Below are 22,219 nucleotides of genomic sequence, written 5' to 3' on the forward strand. Positions count from 1 at the left end.
CCGGGCCTTCTGGAAACGGCTGACGGGCTATCACGCCCGAAGTCGGATCGAAGCCCAGATGCTCCGCCTCAAAGCCTTTGGGGACCGCATCGCCTCACGCGACCCCGACCGCCAAGCCGCCGAGATCCACACCCGCATCGCCCTGATGAACCGCTTTTCAGCCCTGGGCAGGGCGGAGATCGTGCGCGCCGTCTGAACCGAAGGGGAAAGGGCCAAGCTCGGCCTCAGACCGAGTTATGCAACAACGCCGTTCCTACCTGTCCTCGCCTACGATGGCGCGAACATGACTCAGATCGATGCTGGAGGTATTCTCGACATCGCGATGGCAGGAACCTCGGCCACGCTGCTGGCGCGTAAGTGGGAATCCGCTTTGCTGGTCAATGTTGACAACGAAACGCTGCGACGGGTTCTTAACAGTCCCGAAGCTATGGCTGCAGTCGACCGTATCGAGGGCTGGCGATCGCTTGGCGATAACGTCATTGAGACGATCATCAACAAGAGCGACGTGGTTAAAGACCTCAAGGCCAAAGCTAAGGCTAATGGCGGCGAACTGTCCGCGAGAGACAAGAGGGATCTCACGGAGGAAGAGAGAGAATACAAGTCCAAGCGCAAGCTGGTTCAAGAAAAGCTAATAAAGTTCGCCACGCGTATTCCAGCATTCATGTATTTGACGGATTTCCGCGAGAATACCTTGCAGGATGTGATCACTAAGCTGGAAACAGATCTCTTCCTGACGGTCACTGGCCTAACGGTCGCGGACTTCGATCTGTTGGTGCGCCTGAAGGTATTCAACACGGAGCGCATGAACGAAGCGGTCTTTGCGTTCCGGCGCTATGAAGATGCCTCGCTTCGCTACACAGGCATCGACAGCCATGAGGGGCTGACCCACTACGGCCTGTACGATACCGTCGTTGCGCGAGAGTGACGAAAGACGGGCGCCGGCGCGGGGGAGGCATGCCTCCCCCCGCCGAAAAGTCTCTAAGCAGAACTTGGGCTGTCAACGATGTGGGTCAGTTAACTCTTGTTCAGGCCCTGCTCGCCTCGTTTGAGCAGGATACGTTGCCAGAAGTGCCTGTCGCTTATGGTGCGATTGCCAGGCGTCTGCACGATCCAGTGCTCTAAGAGACCTGTGCGCGAAAGGCTTTGAACGCGTTCTGCGGACGTGATTCCATGCGTCGTCTCCGGACAGGGGGGCGGCCATGGCGCGGCGTCGGATCGGGCAGGACCAGCTGAGGCGTGAGGCGGACCGGGGCCGCCGGTCCGGATCCCTCGATGAGATTGCCAGTCTGATCGACTGGGCGGAGATCGACCGCCATCTCGCCCCGATCTATGCCGCACCAAAGGGGGAGCAGGCTTGGCCGCCCTTGGCCCTGTTCAAGGCTCTTCTGTTGGCGGTCTGGCACGACCTGTCCGACGTGAAGCTGGCCGAGGCTCTGGATGACCGGGCCAGCTTCCGGCAGTTCTGCGGGTTTGCGCAGCACGAGCCCACGCCCGAGCGCACCGCCTTTGTTCGTTTGCGCCGTGAGCTTGTGGCGCGCTCGCTTGACCGGGTGCTGTTCGAGGCCGTGACGTGCCAACTCGACGACAAGGGCGTGGTGGTCCGAACCGGCACGCTCATCGACGCCACGATCATTGCCTCAAACAGCAAGGACAAGGATGGCGAGGCGCGCTGGGTAAAGCATCGCGGCCGGGCGGCCGTCCACGGTTACAAGGCCCATGTCGCCGCCGATGCCAAGGGCGGGATCGTAAGGTCGCTCGAGGTCACGCCAGCCAACATCAACGATGGGCGAATGCTGGGGGCGGTGCTGCCGGAGAGCCCTGGCGACGTCTATGCCGATCTCGCCTATGCCAGCACGGCGAACGAGCAGGAGATCCGGGCGGCGGGCGGTCGGCCCCATTTGCCGGGCCGGGGTGTCTGGGCAGTTGCGGGCGACGCAGCCGCCTTGGCGCGCCTGGAGGCCTGGAATGCGCAGGTGGGGCGCATCCGGCGCTGCATCGAGAAGATCTTCGGCACTTGGAAGCGCTGCTATGGCTTGCGGCGGATGCGCTGGCGGGGGCTGGCCAAGGCGGCCTTGCAGGTACGGCTGACCGCGACGGCCTACAATCTACGCCGCGCCGTAGCGCTCGTCAGAGCGGCCTTGGCATGAATGCCGGTGGACTCTGCCCAGGTCGGCCGGAATCGGAAGGGCAGCGCCCGCTATGCCCGTGTGATCGCCCAATCTGCCGATCGCAACCAGCGGAAACGACCCTAATACCGGCCGAAAACTCCACCCGCGCACAGGTCTCACTAAAGCGGTTTGCGTTTAATCTGACGCATAGCCTGCCGCTCGGAAATTGTGCTGGCACTCTGTGGGCGTGAGGAGGGCGCAGATGCTGCCGTGGGCCTTGACGATGCGCTCGAAGCTTCTGGCCTCCAAGCGCCGCAGGTGCGCCTTGAGCTTGGAGAAGGCCATCTCGATCGGGTTGAGGTCAGGGCTGTAGGGCGGCAGGAACAGGAGCCAGCAGCCTCTGGCCTTGAGCGACGCGGCGGCCCGTGGGCTGCGGTGGGTCGAGAGGTTGTCCAGGATCACCACCGTGCCCGGGACCAGAATGGGCGCGAGCTGGGTTTCGACGTAGGTGTCGAAGGCGTCGCCATCCATGGCCCCTGGAATGATCCACGGGGCGATCAGCTCGTCACAGGTCAGGCCCGCCACAAAGGTCTGGCTGTGCCAGCGGCCGAACGGGGTCGAGCCGTAAAGGCGCTCGCCTCGGGGGCAGCGCCCGCGCAGGCGGGCGAGCCCGGTCCTGACTGAGGTCTCGTCCAGAAACACCAGGCGATGCGGGAGTTCGCGCATCCAGCGCTGCCGTCGTGCCCAGTCCTGGCGCCGGTGCCGCACGTCAGCTCTGTCGCGCTCCTGAGCGACCAGTCCTTTTTTATATGAGTAGCCGGCCCGCCGGAGAGCGCGGTGGAGGGACGAGAGCTGCACCTTCACTCCGTGCGCCTCGGCCAGCGCCCCGGCCAGCTCCTTGAGCGTGATGTCCGGCTCGGCTTGGACAATCTCGAGCAGGAACGCTCTGTGCGCGGCCAGCTTGCCGGCGGTCCCCGGAGCGCGGCCCTGCGGCTTGGGGCTAACATTGCCGTGCTCCCGCTGGGCCGCCGCCAACCGCACCGCCGTGCTCGCGCTCACGGCAAACACCCGCGCCGCCGCCCGGCAGGAATGGCCCGCCTCCACATAGGCCACGAGGCGCTCGCGCAGGTCCATCGAGTAAGGCTTGCCCATGATCCACCTCCGCATGGAAGTGAATCACAGCCTCAGGATCCCCAGCAGCCCCGATTCAGGTCAAAAGCAAACCGCTTTAGTGGCCTCACCCTGCGGCAACTGGCCATCTCGTAATAGGCTTCCCGTTGCGGCAAGGTGCTCCGCCTCCAACCCAACATGTCCAGTGTCGCTGAGGGCCGATGCTCATCGTTCACCTGTTTTTCGGGTTCATCTTCGGCGCGCTTGCGGTGGTCGCAGCCGTGTTGTTGGGACTCTCGTCCTGGGGCGGCGTCGGATGCTACGTTGTGGGAGCGAATGTCGGACTTCTGGCGAGCGTATCGGCAATGCTCTGGGCTTGCTCGAGAGAGTTATGAGAATGAGCCACCGCCCGGTCAGGGCCCACGGATGCCACGCCTCGGCTCCTTGATAGGCATACGGACATTCCGTATATCTACGGCATGGAGCAGCGCTTCGACCCCGCCAAGGATGCTGCGAACCGCGACAAGCACGGGCTCCCGCTGATCTTCGGCGACCGGATCTTCGAGGACGAGGCTCACCTCATCATTCCAACGATCCGGCAGGAGGACGAGGAGGAGCGCTTCAAGGTGGTCGGGCAGGTCGAAGACAAGCTCTACACGGCGGTGTTCACGTGGCGGGGTGAGCTGCCCCGCTTCATCTCGGTCAGGAGGAGCAACACAGGTGAGGAAAAAGCCTATCGCACTACCGGCTGACCCGGCTGATCTCGAGGACCGCGACGTCTCTCCCGAGGGCCTGGAGCGGGGCCAGAGGGCGCGCCTGGTCCGGATGACGCGGACGGGCCTTGGCCTGTCGCAGCCCGAGTTCGCGGCCCGCTTCCATGTGCCTGTGGGCACGCTCCGGGACTGGGAGCAGGCCCGCGTGACCCCGCCCGACTTCGCGGTGGCCTATGTGCGGGTGATCGCCCGGCATCCCGACATCGTGGCCGAGGCGGTGGCGTGATGGCTCTGCGCGTGGAGCCGACGATGACCTGCGAGAACGAGGCTGGCCGCAGATATCAGCTCGAGATCTGGCGGGAACAACCCGGTCAGAGCGCGAACCTGGATGGGAGGGGCAGGCTGGTCGGACTTCCCTAAGCCTTTCTGGTGGACCCGCCACTCCGGTGCCGTCTCAATGCCATCGAGGGCGGCGCCGTCGTAACCATCCGGGGAGGGCCGTGGTCAGGCTGCTTTCTGTCGATTTGAGGCTGGGGCCCAGTTCCACGGCAGGAGGTCTGGGAGGCGCGACACGGGCAGGCTGGGCAGGCGGGCGAGGACGGCGGCGAGCCAGGCCTGTGGGTCGATGCCGTTCATCTTCGCGGTGACGATCAGCGAGTAGAAGAAGGCGGCGCGGTGGCCACCTCGGTCGGAGCCGGCGAAGAGCCAGGCCTTGCGCCCGAGGGTGACGCCGCGCAGCGCCCGCTCGGCGGCATTGTTGGTCAGGCAGACGCGGCCGTCCTCGAGGAACTGGGTGAAGGCGGGCCAGCGGTCCTTGTCGAGCATGTAGGCGCTGGCCTTGGCCACGGGCGCGTGCAGGGAGAGGCGCGCCCGCTCAGTGAGGAGCCGGTCATGGAGGCTCTCGACCAGCGGTCGCGAGAGGCGCTGACGCGCTTCGAGCCGGGCCTCTGCGGGCAGCCCGTTGATCCCCCGCTCGATCTCGAACAGGGCGTCAATGCGCGTCACGGCCTCGAGCGCCACGGGCGAGATCTCGTGGGCGGGCTTGGCCCCGCGGGCCTGACCCGCGATGTCGGCCAGCTCGAAGAACTTGCGCCGCGCATGGGCCCAGCAGAGCGCGCTGGTGACCGGCCCCGGCGTGCGATCAGCCCGGTAGAGGTCGTTGTAGCCCCCATAGGCATCGGCCTGGAGGACGCCCTGCCAGCCAACGAGGTGCTGGTTCGGGTGCTCCATCCGCCGGTCGGAAGAGAAGTGGAAGATGACGGCGGGCGGGGCCGGTCCCCCGAAGGGCCGATCATCGCGGACGTAGGTCCAGAGCCGGCCGGTGCGGGTGCCGCCCTTGGCCAGGACCGGCACGGTGGTGTCGTCGCCGTGCAGCCGTTCGGCCGCCAGGACATGCGACCGGATCAGCGCATGGAGCGGGGCCAGAGCCGAGGCGCAGGCCCCGACCTGGTCGGCGAGCGTGGAGAGGCTGAGGTCGACCCCTTCCCGGGCGTAGCGCTCGGCCTGGCGATTGAGCGGCTGGTGCTGCCCGAACTTCTCGAACAGCAGCATGGCGAGGAGGTTCGGGCCGGCCCAGCCCCGGGGCGTGGGATGGAAGGGCGCGGGCGGCTGGCTGATCTTCTCGCAGTCGCGGCAGGTGAACTTCTCGCGGACGGTCTGGACCACCTTCCACTGCCGAGGGACCACCTCGAGCGTCTCAGTGACGTCCTCCCCCATCTTCACCAGCCGCCCCGACCCGCAGCAGGCGCAGGATGTCGGCGGGGCGATCACCACGCGTTCGCGCGGCAGATGCTCCGGGAACGGTTGGCGGGAGGGGCGACGGCGCTCGAAGGCGCCGACAGTTGTGGTCTTCGCCCTCACCCTTTCCGCAGCGATCTCCTCCTCGGCCGCCGCGGCCTCGAGCTCCTCGAGTTGCAGCTCGAGCTGGTCGATGAGACGGGACCGGCGCTCGGCGGTCTGACCGTATTGCGCCCGGCGCAGCCTGGCGATCTCGAGCCGGAGGTGCTGGATCATCGCCTCGGAGGTGGACACGACCGCGCGGGCTTGCGCCAGCTCTGCTTCCGCAGCATCTGCGCGGGCCTCTGAGGCCGTGAGGGCGGCGCGCAGTTGGGCGATCTCCGAGGCGGTGTCGGGCATGGCCCGAGACTACCCTTCCGCATCAGCAAAGCCCAACAAAAACAGGGCTGCGGGCCCACTTACCCCGCCTTGGCAGGTCGCTGCGTCCAGCGTGGATTGCGCCAGTCGATGCCGTCCAGAAGATAGCCCAACTGCGCCGCCGAGATCGCCAGCGCCTCGCCCGTGGGGCTCGTCGGCCAGATGAACTTCCCCGCCTCGAGCCGCTTCACGTAGAGCGACATGCCCACGCCGTCGTGCCAGAGAAGCTTGACCAGATCGCCCCGCCGGCCCCGGAAGCAGAAGATCTCGCCCGCGTGCGGGTCACGTCCGAGCCCCTCCTGAACCTTCAGCGCCAGACTGTTCATGCCCGAGCGCATGTCGGTGGCGCCTCCCGCGAGCCAGACCCTCGCACCGGCCGGGAAGGCGATCATGCCCGCTCCAGCACCCGCACGAGCCGGGCCAGCCTCTCGAGATCGACGCCAGCCCCGATCACCAGACGTCGGCCATTCGTCAGCATCACTTCGATACGGTCCTGGCCGGCCTGGGAGCGACAGGTCTCTTCTCGAGCCGGCCGCGGCACCTCTGGCGCAATCTGCAAGGGCGTGAACCCGAATGGCCCCTCCGCCCTCAGCAATCCTTCCCTGAACTCCCGCCGCCAGCGCGTCAGCAGCGAGCGCGAGATCCCGTGCCGCCGGGCTGTCGGTGCTCCTTGCCGGGCGCCCCGCAGGCTCTCCTCGACGATGCGGACCTTGTCCTCGTCGGTCCAGCCCCGGCGCCGACCTACGCCCGACGCCGAGAGGACCTCCACCTGCGATATGACCTTAGAGCCTGCCATAAGGTCAGGGTCTTACCTGACCTCCCCCGCCAGCGTCAGACGGCCCCCGCCGGAGGGATACGCGCCGTCGTTCCGGATCGTGGATGAGGATACGATCCTGCGCCCGGTGAGCGACCGCTAGGCCATCTAGGCGAGGATCATTATGGGCCTGCTTCGTTCAGGAGCCCACTCCGCAAGAACTCCTCTTCGCCTCACCGCTGCCTGATGGGACTGCTCGATCAGCGGGATGACGGCCACTCTCCGATAGGAAACACGTTGTGAGGCCCGATCTGCCCCGGCTGGTCCTCCCTTATTACACGCTTACTCGCTCCAAGCCTGCCAGAGCGGTTCCGATGAAGGTTTCTTCTGTCAGCGAGGCGCTTGCAGAAACTCTGAGCAGAACGACAGCGCGGCAGCCAGGGCAGAGCAGCCAAATGTTACCCTGGATGTTACCCTGGACGGAACACGGCTAGGCCAGCCCGAAGCTAATCTCCAGACAACTTCATACAGATAAACGAAAAATACTGGTGAGCCGTGCAGGATTCGAACCTGCGACCAACTGATTAAAAGTCAGTTGCTCTACCAACTGAGCTAACGGCCCGCCCGGGACCGGAACTAGGCGGCTGCGCGGGAAGCGTCAACCGGAAAGTCGGGGTGAGTGGTGAGCCGTGTAGGGATCGAACCTACGACCAACTGATTAAGAGTCAGTTGCTCTACCAACTGAGCTAACGGCCCACTCGGGGCGCCACATATGGCCGCAGCACGGCGGGGTCAAGGGCCTCTGGCACCACGCTTCGATCAGGACTATGTGGGCGCCATGCGTGACCGGACCGACACAGGCCTGCCCTTCCAGAAGATGCATGGGCTCGGCAACGACTTCGTGGTGATCGACGGGCGGGGGACCGGCCTGTCGGTCACGCCTGCGCTCGCGCGGCGCTTAGGCGACCGGCACAGGGGCGTGGGCTTCGACCAGCTCGCGCTTATCGAGGACGCGCCCGGCGCCGACCTCGCCCTGCGCTTCTGGAACGCCGACGGCTCCGAATCCTCGACCTGCGGCAACGCCACCCGCTGCATCGCCCGCGCCGAGATGGACCGCACCGGCAAGGCCCGCCTCGCGATCCGGACCGAGCGCGGCCTCCTCGCGGCGAAGGACGAGGGCGACGGCATCACCTCGGTCAACATGGGCCCGCCACGCCTCCTCTGGCACGAGATCCCGCTCGCGCAGGAGATGGACACCTTGGAGCTCCCCATCGAGGGCGCGCCCACGGCGACCTCCATGGGCAATCCCCACTGCACCTTCTTCGTCCCCGACGCCGAGGTCGTGGACCTCCTCGCCTTCGGCCCCGCGCACGAGCATCACCCGCTCTTCCCGCAGCGCACCAACGTGCAGGTCGTGCAGGTGCTCGCGCCCGACCGCCTGCGGATGCGGGTCTGGGAGCGGGGGACGGGCCTCACCCTCGCCTCCGGCTCCTCCTCCTGCGCCGTCACCGTGGCCGCCGCGCGCCGGGGCCTGACCGGGCGCGACGTGACCGTGGTCCTCGACGGCGGCGAGCTGCGCGTCCGCTGGGCCGAGGACGGCGTCTGGATGACCGGCCGCACCGCCCACGTCTTCTCCGGGGTCCTGACACCCGCCTTCCTGGAGGCGCTCGCATGAACGCGCCCGTCTTCGCCACGCTCGGCTGCCGCCTCAACGCCTGGGAGACCGAGGCGATGAAGACGCTCGCCGCGCAGGCGGGCGTCACGGACGCGGTTGTGGTGAACACCTGCGCCGTCACGCAGGAGGCCGTCCGCAAGGCCAAGCAGGAGATCCGGCGCCTGGCGCGCGAGAACCCCGGCGCCCGCGTCGTCGTCACCGGCTGCGCCGCGCAGGTGGAGCCCGAGACCTTCGCCGCCATGCCCGAGGTCTCGCTCGTCCTCGGCAACGCCGAGAAGATGGCCGCCGAGAGCTGGGCCCAGGTCGGCCGGAGCGAGGCCCCCGACTTCGTGGGCCGGACCGAGCGCGTCCAAGTGGACGACATCATGTCGGTGCGCGAGACGGCGAGCCACCTGATCGACGGCTTCGGCACCCGCGCCCGCGCCTATGTGCAGGTCCAGAACGGCTGCGACCACCGCTGCACCTTCTGCATCATCCCCTATGGCCTGGGGGAACTCGCGCTCCGTCCCGGCGGGCGTCGTGGTGGACCAGATCGCGCGCCTCGTGGACAAGGGATTCCTCGAGGTCGTGCTGACCGGCGTGGACCTCACCTCCTGGGGCGCGGACCTGCCTGGCACCCCGCGCCTCGGGGACCTCGTGATGCAGGTCCTGAGGCTCGTCCCCGGCCTCGCGCGCCTTCGCATCTCTTCCATCGACTCCATCGAGGCCGACCCGCGCCTCATGGAGGCGCTGGCCACCGAGCCGCGCCTGATGCCGCACCTGCACCTGAGCCTCCAGGCCGGCCACGACCTGACCTTGAAGCGCATGAAGCGCCGCCACCTGCGCGACGACGCCCTCCGCTTCTGCGAGGAGGCCCGGCGGCTCCGCCCCGACGTGACCTTCGGCGCCGACCTCATCGCGGGCTTCCCGACCGAGACCGAGGAGATGTTCGACGGCACCCTGCGGCTGGTGGATGACTGCGGCCTCACCTGGCTCCACGTCTTCCCCTTCTCCCCCCGCAAGGGCACGCCCGCCGCCAAGATGCCCCAGGTCGCCGGCCCCCTGATCCGCGAGCGCGCCGCCCGCCTCCGCGCCGCCGGGGAGGAGGCCACGCGCCGGCACCTCGACGCCCAGGTCGGCCGCCGCCACTTGGTCCTCATGGAGAGCGCCACCCTCGGCCGGACCGAGCAGTTCGCCGAGGTGCTCTTCGGGACAGGGCAGCCCCTGGGCGCCCTCGTGGAAGCGGAGATCGCCGGCCGCGACGGCGAGCGCCTTCGCGCCGCCTGAGCCTCGGGCCAAGGCGGCCACCGATTGCGCGAACGGCCCTGCCCTGATCGACCCGGATCGCGATACCGTTGGCGTCGAGCTCCGATCTCCGGCAGGATGCGTGGAACCTCGGAATGGCAACTGAGCAGGAGGACCCAATATGGCCTACATCGACGGCTTCCTGGCCGCCGTACCCATCGCCAACAAGGACGTCTACCGGGATCACTCCGCCCGGATGGCGACGATCATGAGGCGTTACGGGGCGCTCCACTGCGTCGAGACCTGGGGCGACGATGTGCCCGAGGGGAAGGTCACCTCGTTCCCCATGGCCGTCCAGCGCAAGGACGACGAGGCGGTCGTCTTTTCCTGGGTGTGGTGGCCGGACAAGGCGACCCGCGACGCCGCATGGAAGCGGATGATGGACGACGCCGAGATGAGCGCCGAGGCCATGCCCTTCGACGGCAAGCGCATGATCTTCGGCGGTTTCGAGGTCCTCGTGGAGGCTTGAGCCGCACCTCCGCCGAGGCGACACGGCCCGTTCCGGGCGGCCCGGAGGGGGCCAGCCGCGCGCCGAGGCCGTCGGAGCCAAAGTCCTGCCCTGAGCCCCGCGCACCGCACCGATGGCCTGCGGGCCGTGATCGAGCGCGGGCCTTAAACCCGCCCGATCGCTCAGAAGCTGAAGCTGACGCCGAGGTTGATCGAGTTCGTCACGGGATCGCCGTCGAGGTTGCCGCCCCCGTCGGTCTCCCCGTCGAGCCGGGAGTAGGTGCCCTCGTATTCGCCGAAGACGGAGAGGCTGTCGGTGAGGGGGACCGAGGCCCCGGCCACCCAGGACACCGCCGGGCCCGAGGCGTCCGCGCTGCCCCCGCCCTCGATCTCCACGTCCGCGATGGCAAGTCCCAGGCCCGCGCCGACATAGGGCGTGACGGAGCCGAAGGCCTCCTCCCACCGGCGCATCCCGTTCACCGTGAAGGTGTCGAGCCCGTCGAGCGCGAGGCCGTTCGCCGCCACCGCCTCGTCGTCCGCGTCGATCCCGAAATGGCTGTAGTCGAGCGCGATGCCGAAGCCGTTCTCGGCCCACCAGGTCGCCCGCAGGCCGAGCTGCGACGAATCCCCGGTCGCCTCGTCGCCCGAGGCCTCCGCGTCCGGCAGGGTCGCGTCGCCGCTGAGCGTCACGCCCCCGTCGGGCGCCCCCTGCCAGCCGCCGTAGAAGCTCAGCTCCACCTCCGCCCAGGCGGGCGAGGCGGCGAGAAGAGCCACGAGGGGGAGGAAGCGTCGCATCGGCATCCGTTCTTCGGCACGATCAGGATAGGGGCCGGCGGGCCCTCGGACAAGCGCAGGACCCCGGTTCGGCCCGGAATGCCAGCCCCTGCGATGTTTCTGCGCCGCAGAAGTGACCGATCCGCCACGGTCCCCCGGCAGGATCCGGAGAATTGAGCGGAAGCCCCGCTTGACGGGGGCCGCGTGGGGCGGGAGCGCGGGACGGCCCCCCGCCGTCCTGCCCTGACGCTCGGACAGGCGCCCCGCCCGGCCCCTTGGCCTCCGGGCCGCGCGCGGGGCCACCGGCCCACCGCGCTCCTCCCGCATCACCCCTCCGCCATTCGTGTTTCCCCCGCCCCGCCTGCGCCGAGTTGTCCGCTGGACCATGGCGATTTTGGTGCTAAAAGCCGCGCGAACGCGGATGGGTGCGCCTCGCGCCCGCCGCCGTCGAGCCATGGGCGGGCCGCCCCGCCCCCATCCCGAAGAGAGGTCCCCTTGTCGCATACCGAAGCACCTCAGGGCACCCGCCGCGACTTCATCTACTACGCGACGGCCGGCGCCGCCGCCGTGGTGACCGGAGCGGCCGTGTGGCCCCTGGTCAACCAGATGAACCCGTCCGCGGACGTGCAGGCCCTGGCCTCGATCCGGGTGGACGTGTCGGGCGTCACCCCGGGCACGCAGATCACCGTGCTCTGGCAGGGCAAGCCCGTCTTCATCCGCGCCCGCACCGAGGACGAGATCGCCTCCGCCAAGGACGTCGACGTCTCGACCCTCCCCGACCCGGAGGCCAACAACGCCAACCTCGACCCCTCGGCGCCCGCTTCCGACGAGAACCGCGCCCTCGCCGCCTTCGAGGGGAGCGAGCTCCCGCCCGAGACCTGGCTCGTGCAGATGGGCGTCTGCACCCACCTCGGCTGCGTGCCGCTGGGCGAATCGGGCGACTTCGGCGGCTGGTTCTGCCCCTGCCACGGCTCGCAGTACGACACCGCCGGCCGCATCCGCCGCGGGCCCGCGCCCCGCAACCTGCCCATCCCCGTCGCGAAGTTCGTCGACGCGGGCACCATTCAACTCGGCTGAGGAGAGGTCCCGATGTCCGGCGTCCTTCACGACGACTACGTTCCCAAGACCCGCGCCGAGAAGTGGGTCGAGCGTCGCCTGCCGCTGATCTCGCTGCTCTACGGCACGCTGATGATCCGCACCCCCGGAACCTCAACTGGATGTGGATCTGGGGCATCGTGCTGATGTTCGCCCTGATCGGCCAGATCGCCACCGGGGTCGTGCTCGCCATGCACTACACGCCCCACGTGGACCTCGCCTTCGCCTCGGTCGAGCACATCATGCGCGACGTGAACGGCGGCTTCATGCTGCGCTACTTCCACGCGAACGGCGCGTCGCTGATGTTCTTCGCCGTCTACTGCCACATCTTCCGCAACCTCTACTACGGAAGCTACAAGACCCCGCGCGAGATCACCTGGATCATCGGCATCCTGATCTTCGTGCTGATGATGGGCACCGCCTTCATGGGCTACGTGCTGCCCTGGGGCCAGATGTCCTTCCACGGCACCTCGGTCATCACCGGCCTCTTCGGCGCCATCCCCTTCATCGGCGAATCGATCCAGACTTGGCTGCTCGGCGCCTCGGCGGTGGGCCAGCCGGCGCTCAACCGCTTCTTCTCGCTGCACTTCCTGCTGCCCTTCGTCATCCTCGGCCTGACCCTGGTGCACGTCTGGGCCTTCCACACGACGGGCAACAACAACCCCACCGGCGTCGAGGTGCGGCGCTCCTCGGTCGAGGAGGCCCGGCGCGATACCGTCCCCTTCTGGCCCTACTTCATCCTTAAGGACTTCTACGCGCTCGCGGTCGTGCTCGCGGTGTTCTTCGCCATCGTGGCCTTCATGCCCAACTACCTCGGGCACCCGGACAACTACGTCCCGGCGAACCCGCTCGCCACGCCGTCGCACATCGTGCCGGAATGGTACTTCCTGCCCTTCTACGCGATCCTGCGCGCCTTCACCGGCGACGTCTGGGTGGTGATGTTCGCCAACTGGATCAGCTTCGGCATCATCGACGCCAAGTTCTTCGGCGTCCTCGCGATGTTCGGCGCCATCGTGGTGATGGCCCTGTCGCCCTGGCTCGACACCTCGCTGGTGCGCTCGGGCCGCTACCGGCCGATGTTCAAGTGGTGGTTCGCCCTCCTCGTGGTCGACTTCGTCGTCCTGATGTGGGTCGGCGCCCAGCCGGCCGAGGGGATCTACCCCTACATCGCCCTGATCGGCGCCACCTACTGGTTCGCCTACTTCCTGGTGATCCTGCCGCTCCTCGGCGTCATCGAGCGGCCGCTGACCCCGCCCGCGTCCATCGAGGCCGACTTCGCGGCCCATTACGACCCCCAGACCGGGGGCACCAAGCAGTTCGCCGGCAGCCCGGCCGAGTGAGAGGACCCTCGAAGATGCTCAAGACGCTCGCCCTCGGCGCGGCGCTCGCCCTCACCGCCCTCCCCGCCTTCGCGGAAGGGGAGGGGCACGTGACCGACTACGCCTTCTCCTTCGAGGGGCCCTTCGGCTCCTTCGACAAGCTCCAGCTCCAGCGCGGACTGCAGGTCTACACCGAGGTCTGCTCCGCCTGCCACGGCCTGAGCTACGTGGCCTACCGGACGCTCGCGCAGCCCGGCGGCCCCGAGCTCCCCGAGGACCAGATGCGTGCCTACGCGGAGCAGTTCACGGTCCTGGACCCGACCCTGAACGACGGCGAGGGGGGCGAGCGTCCCGCCACGCCGGCGGACCGCTTCCCCCATTCCGGCCTGCCCAACGCCCCGGACCTGAGCCTCATGGCCAAGGCCCGGGCGGGCTTCCACGGCCCCTATGGGACCGGCCTCTCGCAGCTCTTCAACGGCATGGGCGGACCGGAGTACATCACTTCGCTCCTGAACGGCTACGAGGATCCGCCGGCCTGCGCGCCCGAGGACTTCGAAGGCTACTACAACACCGTCTTCCAGGCGGGCGGCTACCCCGAGGAGTGCAAGGACGAGGAGGGCCACCACCTCTTCCCCGGCTCCTGGATCGCCATGCCGCCGCCGCTCGCGGATGGTCAGGTGGTCTTCGCGGACGGCTCGCGCAACGACACGGAGGCCGAGGCCTACAACGCGGCGGCCTTCCTGATGTGGGCGGCCGAGCCTCATCTGAACGCCCGCAAGGAGGCCGGCCTGACCGGCGTGCTCTTCCTCGCGATCCTGTCGGTGCTCCTCTACCTCACCAACAAGCGCATCTGGGCGCCGGTGAAGGCGGGTGGCCGGCCGCTCGGGGCGGACCAGCACTGACGTCGTGCCAGGACGGACATCGGAGGGGCGCCCGGGAGACCGGGCGCCCTTCTTCGTTGCGGGCCGGGGGCTCCGCTGCCGTCGCTGGGACGGCGTCCGATTGGCGGGGCTCCGGAGGGCGGGCGTCAGCCCGCCATGCGGCGGCGAACAATGCTCTCCTATCCGGCGGAGCGTCGCGGGCTGAAGCCCGCCCGACGGCCGATTCATCCGCAGGAGCTGTAGCTTTAGCGGTTTCTTAACCTGTCCCTGCCATGGTGATCCCGTCCCTGGGTCGCCGCCCGGCGGGGTAGGGGGAGTTGCGCCTTCCGTTCGGACCTAGGCCCCGCGCAGGGACGACTCGGGACGAAGGGCCGAAACCCTATCCCAGATAGGCCCGCAGCGCCGGGGGCGGGTCGGCCAGCAGCGCCTCGGTCGGCACCGGCGGGGCCGCCCTCCCCTCGGCCACCACGATCACCGACTCCGCGATGGCCCGCGCGTCCTCCGGATCGTGCGTCACCATCAGGAGCGTCGCCCCCCGCGCGCCCAGCACCTCGCGGGTGAGCGTCAGCATCTCGGCCTTGAGCGCGGGCCCGAGCGCCGCGAAGGGCTCGTCCATCAGCACCAGCGGGCGGTCCTGCACGAGGAGCCGGGCGAGGGCCGCCCGCCCCTGCTGCCCGCCCGAGAGCTGCGCCGGCCGCCGGTCGCCCAACCCCCCGAGGCCCACCCGCGCCAGCGCCGCTTCCGCCCGCGCCCTCTCCTCCGGCCGAGGGCGCAACGAAGGCCGAAGACCCAGCGCCACGTTCTGGAGCGCCGTCAGATGCGGGAAGAGGTTGTTGTCCTGGAAGAGCACGCCGACGGGCCTCTGCCCCGGGGATAGCGGCCCGAGGTCCCGCCCGTCCCACAGCACCCGCCCGGAGACAGGCGCCAGGAACCCCGCAATGGCTGATAGCAGCGTGGACTTCCCCCCGCCCGAGGGTCCCATCACCGCCACGGACGCCCCGCCCGGCACCTCGAGGTCGGCCGAGAGCCGGAACGCCCCCACCTGCAGCTCCAGCCTATCGAGCCGCAGCATCGAGCCGTCCCCCTCGGTCGAAGGCCCAGAAGAGCCCGAGCGCCAGAAGCAGGATCACGAGCCCCACCCCCGCCGCCGCCTCCATCCGGTAGGCCCCCATGAGCTGCGCCATGAGGAGCGGCAGCGTCCCCTGCCCCTGGCCCGCGAAGAGCGCGATCACGCCGAGGTTCCCCATGGACAGCGCCGCCGCGAGGCCGCCCGCGAAGCCCAGGGCGGGCCGCAGCAGCGGCAGCACCACGATCCCGAGCCGGGCCACGCCGACGATCCCGAGCGACTCCGCCAGCCGCCCGTGCCGCGCCTCGACCTCGGCCAAGGCGGGCGCAAGGGAGCGCAACGCGAAGGGAAGCGCCATCAGAGCATCGGCCAGCGCCGTCACCGGCAGGGCGACCGCGCCGAGCCCCACGAAGGGCCGCAGCACCAGCAGGAGCCCCGTCCCGAGCACCAGCGAGGACGCCGCGAGCGGCAGGGCGCCTGCCACCTGCGCCAGCGCGCCGCCCCGCAGCGCCAGCGCCAGGGCGAGCCCCACCGAAAGCGCCGTCGCCCCCAGCGCCACCAGGAGCGACCGCCCCGTCGCGCCCCAGGCCTCCCCCGGCAGATCGTCGAGCCCGCCGATCCCCCTCAGGACGATGAGGCCCAGCGGCAGGAGCAGGAACAGCGCCGCCGCCCCGATCCAGAGCGCATCGGCGACCCGCGCCCCCAGCCCTCCGGCGTCCCACCGCTCCACCGCGCGCCCGAGTCCCGCCCCCAGGACCGGCCCCCGGGTGAGCGCGACGGCCAGCAGCGCCGCCCCCCCGCAGAGCGCGTATTGCAGCAGCGCCAGTTGCGCCGCCCCGGCGAAGTCCGCCTCGAAGCGGATCGCCTGGTAGATGGCCAGTTCCACCGTGGTCGCCGCCGGCCCGCCCCCCAGGATCAACGCCACCGAGAAGCTGGTCAGGCACAGCGCGAAGATCGCCGCGACGGCCCCTGGCACCACCTGCCGCAGCATCGGCCGCTCCAGCACCGCCCAGACCGGCGCGTTCAGCGTCGCGGCCAGCCGGAACCGCTCGGCCGGGATGTCGAGCCAGCCCTGCAGGATCAGCCGCGTGGCGAGCGGCAGGTTCAGGAACACATGGGCGAGCACCACGCCTTGCAGCCCGTAGATCGACACCGGGGGCCACCCCAGCGCCCGCAACCCGTCGTTGAGGAGGCCCCCCCGCCCGAACACCGCGAGAAGCCCCAGCACCGCCACGATCACCGGCAGGATGAACGGCGCCCCGAGCAACGTCACCAACGCGCTCCGCCCTGGGAACCGCCGCCGCGCCAAGGCCCGCGCGACGGGCACGGCCAACACCACCGACGCGCCCGCCGACAGCGCCGCCTGCACCAGCGTGAACCGCAGCGCCGCCCAGTCCGCCGGGCCGAGCCCGCCCCCGCCCGCGCGTCCCAGCAAGGGCGCCAGGGTCCCGAGGCACAGCCCCGCCATCAGAAGCGCGGCGAGCGCCCCCGGCCAACGTGGCAACCCGGGACCCGACCGCGTCACTGCGCCAGCGCCGTGCGCCAGCGCTCGATCGCCGGCCCGCGCAGCGCCTCGGCCTCCTCGGGGGCGAGGTAGAGCGTCGTCTCGGGCCGCACGCTCTCGAATCCGTCCGGCAGCCCTGCGGCGGGCGTGACCGCCGGATACATCCAGTTCCCCGTCGCGATGGTGCCCTGGAAGCCCTCGGTCAGCATGAAGGCCAGGAAGCGGTCCGCCAGCTCCGGCTGGTCCGTCGAGGCCACCTTCCCCGCGACCTCGACCTGCAGGTAATGCCCCTCCTCGAAGGGCAGCGCGACGTAGCCCGGGTCCTGCTCCGCGATCAGGTGATAGGCCGGCGAGGTCGTGTAGCTCAGCACGAGGTCAGCCTCACCTTCGAGGAAGAGGTTGTAGGCCTCGGTCCAGCCCGGCGTCACGGTGACGATGTTGTCCCTCAGCGCCGCCCAGACTGCCGGCGCCTCCTCGCCATAGGCCGCCTCGATCCAGAGCACGAGGCCGAGGCCGGGCGTCGAGGAGCGCGGGTCCTCGATCACCAGCGTCGCATCGCTGTCGGCCAGCTCCCGGAAGCTCGTCGGCATCGGCCCCCCGGCCTTGCCCACGACCGAGAACCACCCCCAGTCGAAGGGCAGGAAGGTGTCGTCCGTCCACTCCACCGGCAGGTCGAGCTTCGGCGCGGCCCCATGCGGCGCGAAGAGCCCCGTCGCCTTCGCCGCCGCCACGAGGTTCGAGTCGAGCCCCAGCACCACGTCCGCGTCCGTCGTCTCGCCCTCGAGCTGCAGCCGCGCCAGCAGCGCCGCCCCGTCCCCGGCGGTCACGAACCGCAGATCGCAGCCGCACTCGGCCTCGAAGGCCGCCTCGACCGCCGGCCCCGGTCCCCACTCGGCGGTGAAGCTGTCATAGGCCAGCACCGTCAGCACAGGCTTACCTTCCGCGAAGGCCGGCGCGGCGGCGAGGGCGAGGAGGGCGGCAAGGGTGGGTCTCATGGGTCGTCCTTATCGTTAGGCGGACGAGCGAGGCCCCGATTGGCCACCTTCCCTCCGCCGGTACTAGCCGGTTCAGGTTCGACGGGTTCGCGGATCACGCATCTCAGCCCTGGACGGGCACCCCGAGGTGGCGCGGAACATAAGCCATGGCCCCGCCGCCGCAAGAGGCCTTTCCAGGCGCCGACCCCGCCGCTAGCTCTAGGCGCCGGCATTCACGCGAAAGGACATCCCATGGAATACCGCCGCCTCGGAAAATCGGGCCTTCAGGTCAGCGCCCTGTCCTTCGGCTCCTGGGTCACCTTCGCCAAGCAGGTGGACACCTCGCTCGCCAAGGAGATGCTGACCGCCGCCTACGACGCCGGCGTCAACTTCTTCGACAACGCCGAGGGCTACGAGCAGGGCCAGTCCGAGGTCGTCATGGGCCAGGCCCTCAAGGAGCTGGACTGGCCGCGCGAGACCTGGATCGTCTCCTCCAAGGTCTTCTGGGGCGGGAAGCTGCCCACCCAGCGCGGCCTCTCGGCCAAGCACGTCACCGAGGCCTGCCACGCCGCGCTCCGCCGCCTGCAGGTCGATCACCTCGACCTCTACTTCTGCCACCGCCCCGACATCGACACCCCCATCGAGGAGACGGTGCGGGCGATGGACAACCTGATCCGGCAGGGCAAGGTCCTCTACTGGGGCACCTCCGAGTGGTCCGCCCAGCAGATCACCGAGGCGCATCAGGTGGCCCGCGAGTGGCGCATGACCCCGCCCACCATGGAGCAGCCGCAGTACAATCTCTTCGAGCGCGAGAAGGTCGAGGGCGACTACCGGCCCCTCTACGACACCTACGGCCTCGGCACGACGATCTGGTCGCCGCTGGCCTCGGGGCTCCTGACCGGCAAGTACAATGACGGCATCCCCCAGGACAGCCGCGCGGCGCTGCCGGGCTACGAATGGCTGCGGGATATCTTCGAGGGCGAGAAAGGCAAGCGCCGGATCGCCCAGATCCAGGAACTGCAGAAGGTGGCTGACGGGCTGGGCATCAGCCTCACCCACCTCGCGCTGGCCTGGTGCCTCAAGAACCCGCGCGTCTCGACGGTGATCCTGGGCGCCTCGCGGCTCTCGCAGCTCCAGGACAACCTCGCGGCGATGGATGCCGTTGAGAAGCTCACCCCCGACGTCATGGAGGCGATCGAGAGCATCGTCCAGAACAAGCCCCCGGCGCCCCAGCGCTTCTTCTGAGGTGCGCCTCCTCGTCGTCCACGCCCATCCGGTTCCCGAGAGCTTCGGCACGGCCCTGTTCCGGGCCGTGACCGAGGCGGCGGCGGGCGCGGGCCACGAGGTGCGCGCCATCGACCTCCACGCCGAGGGCTTCGACCCGCGCCTCTCCGCCGAGGAGCGACGCAGCTACAACGACGCGCCGCCCCCCGATCCGGCCCTCCTCGACCCGACGCTCGGTCCCCATCTGGAGGCGCTGCGCTGGGCCGAGGGGATCGTCCTCGTCCACCCCACCTGGTGGATGGCTCCGCCCGCGATGCTCAAGGGCTGGCTCGACCGGGTCTGGCGGCCCGGCGTCGCCTTCCACGCCGATCCGGGTGGCGGGGCGATCCGGCCGGGGCTCCCCCAGGTCCGGCTCCTCGGCGTCGTCACGACCCTGGGCTCCCCCTGGTGGGCCTGGACGTTCCTGATCGGCGCCCCCGGTCGCAGGATGCTGCTCCGGGGCCTCCGCCCCTGCGTCGCGCGGGACGCGAGGACCTTCTGGCTCGCGCGGCACGACATGGATCGCTCGACCGAGGCCCAGCGCGAGCGCTTCCTTGCCGTGGTCCGCCGCCGGATCGCGCGCATCCCCGTCTGAGCCTTCACGGTTGCCGGCCCGGCACGCTCCCCTATTCTCGCCCGGAGGCGGGGAGGGCCGGCATGACCAGGGCACGGGGCGGGACGCGCGCATGAACATCCTCGTCGTCTCCGACTCGCTGCGCGAGCTGCCCCCCGCCGTCGCCGCCCTCGAATCCTCGGGCCACCGCGTCGCCTACGTCGACGCCCTGACCCCCCTTCCCGTGATCGCGGCGCGCGGCCTCGTGGACCCGAGGCAGGCCGACGCCCTCGTCACCGGCCGCCTGATGTGGCTCGACGCCGAGGCCCTCGGCCTCCTCCCCCGCGCCCGCGTCATCGCGCTGCACACCTCCGGCAGCGACAACGTGGACCTCGCGGAGGCCACCCGGCGCGGGATCGTCGTGACCAACGTCAAGGGCGTGAACGCCGAGCAATGCGCCGAGTTCTCGCTGGGCCTCATGCTCGCCGTCACCCGCCAGATCCGCACCGGCGACATCGCCATCCGGCAGGGGCTCTGGGCCGCCCGCACCCAGACCAGCCTCGACCTCTACGGCGCCACGGTCGGCATCGTGGGACTGGGCCTGATCGGCAAGGCCGCCGTCCGCCGCCTCAAGGCCTTCGGCGTCCGTCTCCTCTGCCACACCCGCACGCCGGACCCCGCCTTCGGCGAGGAGATGGGGATGACCTACACCGACCTCGACACGCTCCTGCGCGAATCCGACGTGGTGAGCCTCTACGCCTCCCTGAACGAGGCCACCCGCCACATGATCGGCGCCCGCGAGCTCGGCCTGATGAAGCCCTCCGCCGCCCTCATCAACATCGCGCGCGGCGAGCTGATCGATGAGCCCGCCCTGGTCGAGGCGCTCCGCACCCGCCGCATCGCGGGCGCCGGCCTCGACGTCTTCGAGACCGAGCCGCTGTTCAAAAGCCCCCTCTTCGCCCTCGACAACGTCGTCCTCACGCCCCACCAGGCCGGCCTTGCCGCCTCGGCCAAGGTGAACGCCGCCGTCCGCGCCGTGAACAACGCCCTCGCAGCCCTCGATGGCCGATGTCCACCCGACGCCATCAACCCCGAGGCCTTCCGCGCCCCGTGAGTGGATCGGAGCCCCTGCCTCGGCTAAGGGAAAGCGAAGCAGGGAGGAAGCCCATGCCCGAACGCAAGAAGGTCGTCCTGATCGGCGCGGGAAGCACCGTCTTCACCCAGCGCCTCGTCGCCGACATCATCCTCGCGGGCGAGGAGGAGGCCTGGGAGATCGCCCTCGTCGACATCGACCCCGTGACGCTCGACGCGGTGGAGCGCCTCGTGGGCAAGATGCTCGCGTCCAAGGGCGCCCGCATCCCCGTCACCGCCACGACCGACCGGCGGACGGTCCTGCCCGGCGCCCATTTCGTCGTGACCACCATCGCCGTCGGCGGCCGCCCCGGCTGGCAGGCCGACATCGAGGTCCCCCGCAAGCACGGCATCTACCAGCCCGTCGGCGACACCATGCTCCCCGGCGGCATCTCCCGCGCCATGCGGATGATCCCGCCCATGCTGGAGATCGCCCGCGATGTGGAAAGGCTCTGCCCCACTGCCCACTTCTTCAACTACTCCAACCCCATGACGGCCATCTGCCGCGCGATCCGGCGCGAGACCTCGGTCCCCGTCACCGGCCTCTGCCACGGCGTCCTGCACGTGGAGCACCAGATCGCCCGCTTCCTCGGCACCGCGCCCGGCACCGTGACCTCCTTGGGCGTGGGCCTCAACCACCTGACCTTCCTCACCCGCCTCTTCGTGGAGGGCAGGGACGCCGCGCCCCTCATCCACGCCAAGCTCGCCGAGCAGAAGCGCGGCTTGGAGCAGGAGATCGCGGGCAAGGAGGAATGGCCCAACATCGTCCCCTCGGGCGAGACGCCCCGCTACGCCGACGACCCCTTCTCCTGGGGCGTCTACGAGGCCCACGGCGTGTTCCCCTGCGCCATGGACCGCCACGCCGTCGAGTTCTTCCCTGAGCTCTTCCCGAACGGCGCCTACCACGGACGGCTCCTCGGCCGCGAAGCCTTCCCCATCGACAAGCGCATCCAGCTCGGCGACCAGTGGTATGCCGAGATGCTGGCCCTCGCCCGCTCCGAGGAGCCCCTGCCCCAGGACCGCTGGGACAACCTGCCGGGCGAGTCGGAGCAGCTCCTCCAGATCATGCACTCGCTGATGGGCGACGGCCGGGCGGTCTTCTCGGTCAACATCCCGAACCGGGGTCAGGCGCCTTACCTCCCCCTCAACGCGGTCATCGAGTGCAACGCGAGCGCCACCGCCGGCGGCTTCGTCCCCCTCCTCGCCGACGACCTCCCCGAGCCGCTGGTCGAGAAGCTGAAGGCCAAGATCCACGCCGTGGAGCTGACCGTCGAGGCCGCCGTCTCGGGCGACCGCGAGGTCATGCTCGAGGCCATGCTCGCCGACGGCGGCGTCACCGACCCGGCCAAGGCGAGAGCCTTGCGCGACGATCTCCTCGCCGCCCACCGCGACCACCTGCCCCAGTTCGCCTGAG

At 69.6% G+C, this 22,219-nt stretch carries 20 protein-coding genes, 2 tRNA genes, 3 pseudogenes and 1 riboswitch; of the genes and pseudogenes, 15 read left to right on the plus strand and 10 right to left on the minus strand.

The window, feature by feature from the left end:
* The 3 genes and pseudogenes from RUMESO_RS02910 to RUMESO_RS02920 form a co-directional block, all read left to right on the plus strand.
* A pseudogene (locus tag RUMESO_RS02910) lies at window positions 1–196 on the plus strand (IS5/IS1182 family transposase); the annotation flags it as partial.
* A gap of 87 nt (window positions 197–283) precedes the next feature.
* The gene (locus RUMESO_RS02915) at window positions 284–925 is read left to right on the plus strand and encodes a hypothetical protein (protein ID WP_211262763.1); all 642 of its coding nucleotides are present in this window, start codon (window positions 284–286) and stop codon (window positions 923–925) included.
* Window positions 926–1,199: 274 nt separating this feature from the next.
* Window positions 1,200–2,147, plus strand: a complete 948-nt coding sequence (locus RUMESO_RS02920; RefSeq protein ID WP_037278005.1) for an IS5 family transposase — start codon at window positions 1,200–1,202, stop codon at window positions 2,145–2,147.
* Window positions 2,148–2,303: 156 nt separating this feature from the next.
* Here RUMESO_RS02920 and RUMESO_RS23805 read toward each other — a convergent pair whose 3' ends face one another.
* Window positions 2,304–3,260: an IS630 family transposase gene (locus tag RUMESO_RS23805; protein ID WP_037278007.1), complete on the minus strand. Its 957-nt coding sequence runs from the start codon at window positions 3,258–3,260 to the stop codon at window positions 2,304–2,306.
* 437 nt (window positions 3,261–3,697) lie between these two features.
* Between RUMESO_RS23805 and RUMESO_RS02930 the strand changes: the two genes are divergently transcribed.
* Both RUMESO_RS02930 and RUMESO_RS26755 read left to right on the plus strand, forming a co-directional pair.
* A complete protein-coding gene (locus RUMESO_RS02930) occupies window positions 3,698–3,970 on the plus strand; it encodes a BrnT family toxin (protein ID WP_037278008.1) in 273 nt (90 codons plus the stop codon).
* Window positions 3,939–4,217, plus strand: coding sequence for a helix-turn-helix domain-containing protein (locus RUMESO_RS26755; RefSeq protein ID WP_037278010.1), 279 nt, complete (start codon window positions 3,939–3,941; stop codon window positions 4,215–4,217). The genes RUMESO_RS02930 and RUMESO_RS26755 overlap by 32 nt, the downstream gene beginning before the upstream one ends.
* A gap of 218 nt (window positions 4,218–4,435) precedes the next feature.
* Here RUMESO_RS26755 and tnpC read toward each other — a convergent pair whose 3' ends face one another.
* The 5 genes from tnpC to RUMESO_RS02960 all read right to left on the minus strand — a co-directional run bounded on the left by tnpC (window position 4,436) and on the right by RUMESO_RS02960 (window position 7,595).
* The gene (gene tnpC, locus RUMESO_RS02940) at window positions 4,436–6,067 is read right to left on the minus strand and encodes an IS66 family transposase (RefSeq protein WP_037278011.1); all 1,632 of its coding nucleotides are present in this window, start codon (window positions 6,065–6,067) and stop codon (window positions 4,436–4,438) included.
* 59 nt (window positions 6,068–6,126) lie between these two features.
* On the minus strand, window positions 6,127–6,477 hold the full coding sequence (tnpB, locus tag RUMESO_RS02945) for an IS66 family insertion sequence element accessory protein TnpB (protein WP_037278012.1): 351 nt from the start codon (window positions 6,475–6,477) through the stop codon (window positions 6,127–6,129).
* Window positions 6,474–6,854 (minus strand): IS66-like element accessory protein TnpA, encoded by a 381-nt coding sequence (gene tnpA, locus RUMESO_RS02950; RefSeq protein WP_037278081.1) that lies wholly within the window; start codon window positions 6,852–6,854, stop codon window positions 6,474–6,476. The genes tnpB and tnpA overlap by 4 nt, the downstream gene beginning before the upstream one ends.
* Before the next feature lie 531 nt (window positions 6,855–7,385).
* Window positions 7,386–7,461: transfer RNA gene (locus tag RUMESO_RS02955), tRNA-Lys, on the minus strand.
* Between the two features lie 58 nt (window positions 7,462–7,519).
* A tRNA-Lys gene (locus RUMESO_RS02960) sits at window positions 7,520–7,595 on the minus strand.
* Between the two features lie 82 nt (window positions 7,596–7,677).
* On the opposite strand from RUMESO_RS02960, the gene dapF reads away from it, so the two are divergent.
* The 3 genes and pseudogenes from dapF (at window position 7,678) to RUMESO_RS02975 (ending at window position 10,267) form a co-directional block, all read left to right on the plus strand.
* Window positions 7,678–8,514 (plus strand): diaminopimelate epimerase, encoded by an 837-nt coding sequence (gene dapF / locus RUMESO_RS02965; RefSeq protein WP_037278014.1) that lies wholly within the window; start codon window positions 7,678–7,680, stop codon window positions 8,512–8,514.
* A pseudogene (mtaB, locus tag RUMESO_RS02970) lies at window positions 8,511–9,780 on the plus strand (tRNA (N(6)-L-threonylcarbamoyladenosine(37)-C(2))-methylthiotransferase MtaB). The gene dapF and the pseudogene mtaB overlap by 4 nt, the downstream one beginning before the upstream one ends.
* Window positions 9,781–9,919: 139 nt before the next feature.
* On the plus strand, window positions 9,920–10,267 hold the full coding sequence (locus RUMESO_RS02975) for a DUF1428 domain-containing protein (protein ID WP_037278015.1): 348 nt from the start codon (window positions 9,920–9,922) through the stop codon (window positions 10,265–10,267).
* A gap of 161 nt (window positions 10,268–10,428) precedes the next feature.
* Here the strand turns inward: RUMESO_RS02975 and RUMESO_RS02980 are convergent, their stop codons facing one another.
* On the minus strand, window positions 10,429–11,040 hold the full coding sequence (locus RUMESO_RS02980) for an outer membrane protein (RefSeq protein WP_037278016.1): 612 nt from the start codon (window positions 11,038–11,040) through the stop codon (window positions 10,429–10,431).
* 474 nt (window positions 11,041–11,514) lie between these two features.
* On the opposite strand from RUMESO_RS02980, the gene petA reads away from it, so the two are divergent.
* The 3 genes and pseudogenes from petA (at window position 11,515) to RUMESO_RS02995 (ending at window position 14,335) form a co-directional block, all read left to right on the plus strand.
* Entirely contained in the window at window positions 11,515–12,096 is a 582-nt protein-coding gene (gene petA / locus RUMESO_RS02985) for a ubiquinol-cytochrome c reductase iron-sulfur subunit (RefSeq protein ID WP_037278018.1), read from the plus strand.
* 12 nt (window positions 12,097–12,108) lie between these two features.
* Window positions 12,109–13,454, plus strand: a pseudogene (locus RUMESO_RS02990) (cytochrome b).
* Window positions 13,455–13,468: 14 nt separating this feature from the next.
* On the plus strand, window positions 13,469–14,335 hold the full coding sequence (locus RUMESO_RS02995) for a cytochrome c1 (RefSeq protein ID WP_037278020.1): 867 nt from the start codon (window positions 13,469–13,471) through the stop codon (window positions 14,333–14,335).
* A 358-nt stretch (window positions 14,336–14,693) separates the two neighbouring features.
* On the opposite strand, the gene RUMESO_RS03000 is transcribed toward RUMESO_RS02995, so the two are convergent.
* The 3 genes from RUMESO_RS03000 to thiB are packed head-to-tail and all read right to left on the minus strand — an operon-like array spanning window position 14,694 to window position 17,879.
* Complete coding sequence (locus RUMESO_RS03000; RefSeq protein ID WP_037278022.1) at window positions 14,694–15,386, minus strand: thiamine ABC transporter ATP-binding protein; 693 nt, start codon at window positions 15,384–15,386, stop codon at window positions 14,694–14,696.
* A complete protein-coding gene (locus RUMESO_RS03005) occupies window positions 15,370–16,884 on the minus strand; it encodes an ABC transporter permease family protein (protein ID WP_037278024.1) in 1,515 nt (504 codons plus the stop codon). Before RUMESO_RS03005 ends, RUMESO_RS03000 begins: the two co-directional genes overlap by 17 nt.
* A 17-nt stretch (window positions 16,885–16,901) precedes the next feature.
* Window positions 16,902–17,879, minus strand: a complete 978-nt coding sequence (thiB, locus tag RUMESO_RS03010; protein WP_037278025.1) for a thiamine ABC transporter substrate binding subunit — start codon at window positions 17,877–17,879, stop codon at window positions 16,902–16,904.
* Window positions 17,880–17,911: 32 nt separating this feature from the next.
* Window positions 17,912–18,014: riboswitch (TPP riboswitch) on the minus strand.
* A 96-nt stretch (window positions 18,015–18,110) separates the two neighbouring features.
* Here thiB and RUMESO_RS03015 point away from each other — a divergent pair.
* The 4 genes from RUMESO_RS03015 to RUMESO_RS03030 all read left to right on the plus strand — a co-directional run bounded on the left by RUMESO_RS03015 (window position 18,111) and on the right by RUMESO_RS03030 (window position 22,218).
* Window positions 18,111–19,103, plus strand: coding sequence for a potassium channel beta subunit family protein (locus RUMESO_RS03015; RefSeq protein WP_037278026.1), 993 nt, complete (start codon window positions 18,111–18,113; stop codon window positions 19,101–19,103).
* Between the two features lies 1 nt (window position 19,104).
* A complete protein-coding gene (locus RUMESO_RS03020; RefSeq protein WP_037278028.1) occupies window positions 19,105–19,716 on the plus strand; it encodes an NAD(P)H-dependent oxidoreductase in 612 nt (203 codons plus the stop codon).
* 91 nt (window positions 19,717–19,807) lie between these two features.
* Window positions 19,808–20,788, plus strand: a complete 981-nt coding sequence (locus tag RUMESO_RS03025; RefSeq protein ID WP_037278029.1) for a 2-hydroxyacid dehydrogenase — start codon at window positions 19,808–19,810, stop codon at window positions 20,786–20,788.
* Between the two features lie 53 nt (window positions 20,789–20,841).
* A complete protein-coding gene (locus RUMESO_RS03030) occupies window positions 20,842–22,218 on the plus strand; it encodes a family 4 glycosyl hydrolase (protein ID WP_051520958.1) in 1,377 nt (458 codons plus the stop codon).
* Window position 22,219 lies beyond the last annotated feature (1 nt).

This window comes from Rubellimicrobium mesophilum DSM 19309, from assembly GCF_000600335.2.
In the GTDB taxonomy this organism is placed as follows: domain Bacteria; phylum Pseudomonadota; class Alphaproteobacteria; order Rhodobacterales; family Rhodobacteraceae; genus Rubellimicrobium; species Rubellimicrobium mesophilum.